The sequence below is a fragment of the Paraburkholderia sp. JHI2823 genome (assembly GCF_038900695.1).
Taxonomy (GTDB): domain Bacteria; phylum Pseudomonadota; class Gammaproteobacteria; order Burkholderiales; family Burkholderiaceae; genus Paraburkholderia; species Paraburkholderia mimosarum.
Window position 1 is genome coordinate 1 of record NZ_JAYMRY010000115.1, and the last position, 2,595, is coordinate 2,595.

At 60.7% G+C, this 2,595-nt stretch carries 1 protein-coding gene and 2 pseudogenes; all 3 read left to right on the forward strand.

What is annotated here, in order from left to right:
• Positions 1–116 (forward strand): annotated as a pseudogene (locus tag VSR34_RS37735) (IS5/IS1182 family transposase); the annotation flags it as partial.
• 664 nt (positions 117–780) lie between these two features.
• Positions 781–1,659 (forward strand): site-specific integrase, encoded by an 879-nt coding sequence (locus VSR34_RS37740; protein WP_342965155.1) that lies wholly within the window; start codon positions 781–783, stop codon positions 1,657–1,659.
• An 8-nt stretch (positions 1,660–1,667) separates the two neighbouring features.
• Positions 1,668–2,468: pseudogene (locus tag VSR34_RS37745) on the forward strand (IS91 family transposase); the annotation flags it as partial.
• Between the last annotated feature and the right edge of the window lie 127 nt (positions 2,469–2,595).

Here is a 2,595-nt window from a genome sequence, read left to right on the forward strand (position 1 = left end):
TCCGCCGACTGACCAGAGACTACGAGCGCTTGCCCGAAACCTTGGCAGGTCTGCATTTCGTCGTGTTCTCCGTGCTTATGCTCGTCCACTTTGCATCCCTTAACAAAAGTGCATAACACCTTCTAAGGAAGAGTACCCGACGCACCAAACTCACAAATTGATTTGCGTCAACCTACCTTTTCCAAATACAGATCATTGCCACGCGTCGCGCTTTTTAACCGCCAAGCCAGACTTACACGAACCGGGTTGGCGTCATGAAGCCACGCGATGGATGAGATGACTGTTCTACATGCTAGTCTCAACCGGGAACCTTGGTCCGGGACATCGGAGCGCGGCTGCAGTCACGCCCCCTTATTCATTCGCCCTCATTCACTCACAATGAGCGGAATCCAGATCTCTTTGTCTTCACGCAACACGAAACTACGTGATCTACGTTATTACGAACGACCCAGTACCGTGACGAAAAGATGACAATGCTGCAACCGATTATGGGACGAAAACCGGGCGTTGCCTCTAGGGTGGGCGGCTTCAGGCTGGTTGAGCCCTACGTATTCACCTGACGAACCTGACATCACGACCATCTTCCACGCATACACGCATTAGTATGCGTTGTACTAAACCGCTGACGCGGTAGTGGGAGGTGGACACAGGTCCATGGCTGACGTTTCATGAAGAGGGTTGTCTGGAGCCGAACCCCGGCAAGGTGGTGGGCAGTATCGCCAGGAGCAGTATGTGAACGCCCGGTTGGGCATTGCACCCACTGCTTCCAGGAGGCTCGCCATGACGCCACTGCGCCAACGCATGCTACATGACATGCAGATCCGCAACCTTGCGGAGAATACCCAGAACTCCTATCTGATTCAGGTATCCAGTTTCGCCCGCCACTTTCGCCGTTCGCCCGAACTGCTGGGTCCCGAGGAGATCAGGGCCTGGCTCGTCTACCTCCGTGAAGAGCGCAAGCTGGCCCCCGCCAGTCTCTGCGCAACGATCGGCGCACTGCGCTTTCTCTACCGCGTGACACTCAAACGCGACTGGAGCGACGATGACTTTCCCTTGCCGAGGAAGCCGGTCCGACTGCCAGTCGTCCTCAGCCTCGAGGAGATCACCACCTTCTTCGAGTCGGTCGCAAGTCTCAAGCACCGCACCATCCTGATGACCGCGTACGCCGCCGGACTGCGGGTGTCAGAAGTCGTGCATTTGAAGGTCACCGATATCGACAGCAAGCGCATGGTCGTCCGTGTGAACCAAGGGAAGAACCGTAAGGATCGCTACGTAATGCTGTCGCCGAGGCTGCTCGAGATCCTGAGACTGTACTGGCGGGACGCTCATCCGCGGGAGTGGCTATTCCCGGGCAAGATTCCCGGACAGCCCATCAGCCGTGATGCCGTGGGCCTGGCATGCCAGCTTGCACGCAAGCGCAGCGGGATCCAGAAGCCAATAACACCCCATTCTTTGCGCCACGCGTTCGCCACGCATCTGCTGGAAGCCGGCACTGACGTGCGCCGGATCCAGCTGCTGATGGGCCACAGGTCCCTGTCCACGACCTCGCGTTATCTCAAAGTGGCCACCAGCACCGTGTGCGCGACTCCGAGTCCCTTTGACCTGCTGCCGCATCCCGCACCCACCCCGCCTGAGCCCACACCGCCCGCATACTTCTGAAGCCATCGATGCGCCCGGCGCTCGAGGTGGCGGACATCTTCCGCCGCTGCGGCCCACAGTACCGGCAGACCCATGCCGGCGCCCTGAGTCGTGCCCAGCGGCGCGCGATGAGCGCCATCGAGCTGTGCCGCACCGCCGCACTCGGCGGACATGTTGAGCAGTGCGATACCTGCGGCCATCAGCGTATTGCCTACGATTCGTGTCGACATCGCTGCTGTCCGAAGTGCCAGTCGCTCGCTCGCGCACAATGGCTCGAGCGACGGCGCGCCGAACTGCTCCCGGAGGTCGAGTATTTCCATGTCGTCTTCACGCTTCCCGAGCCCGTCGCGGCGCTTGCATACCAGAACAAGAGGGCGATCTATGACATCCTGTTTCGCACCAGCGCCGAAACGCTGCGCACGATCGCCGCCGACCCGAAGCACCTGGGTGCAGAGATCGGCTTCCTCTCGGTCCTGCACACGTGGGGCCAGAATCTGCTGCACCATCCGCACGTGCACTGCGTGATACCGGGCGGCGGCATTGCGTCGGACGGCGAGCGCTGGATCGCCTGCCGTCCGGGCTTCTTCCTGCACGTGCGGGTCCTCTCGCGGCTCTTCCGGCGGCTCTTTCTCGAGCAGCTACGCCGCGCGTTCGACGCTGACGCACTACGCTTCCATGGCCAGCTCAAGCCATTGCGCGATCCGCAAGCGTTTGCCGCCTGGCTCTCGCCCGCTGCCCGCGCGGAGTGGGTCGTCTACGCGAAGCCACCGTTTGGCGGGGCCGCCCAGGTGCTCGATTACCTGGGCCGCTACACCCATCGCGTCGCCATCTGAGCGTGAGCACGTAAATCGATGGGGCAATGAGCAAGCTAAATGATGTTCAAGGCACGAAGTAAAACGGGGGTGATGAAGCCCCCGTTGTTGTTTCAGAACGGCTCGTCGACGACCTGATCCGGCG

Bases quoted from the DNA above. Each gene is read 5' to 3' on its own strand.
- VSR34_RS37740 (WP_342965155.1), top strand. From the start codon at position 781: ATGACGCCACTGCGCCAACGCATGCTACATGACATGCAGATCCGCAAC.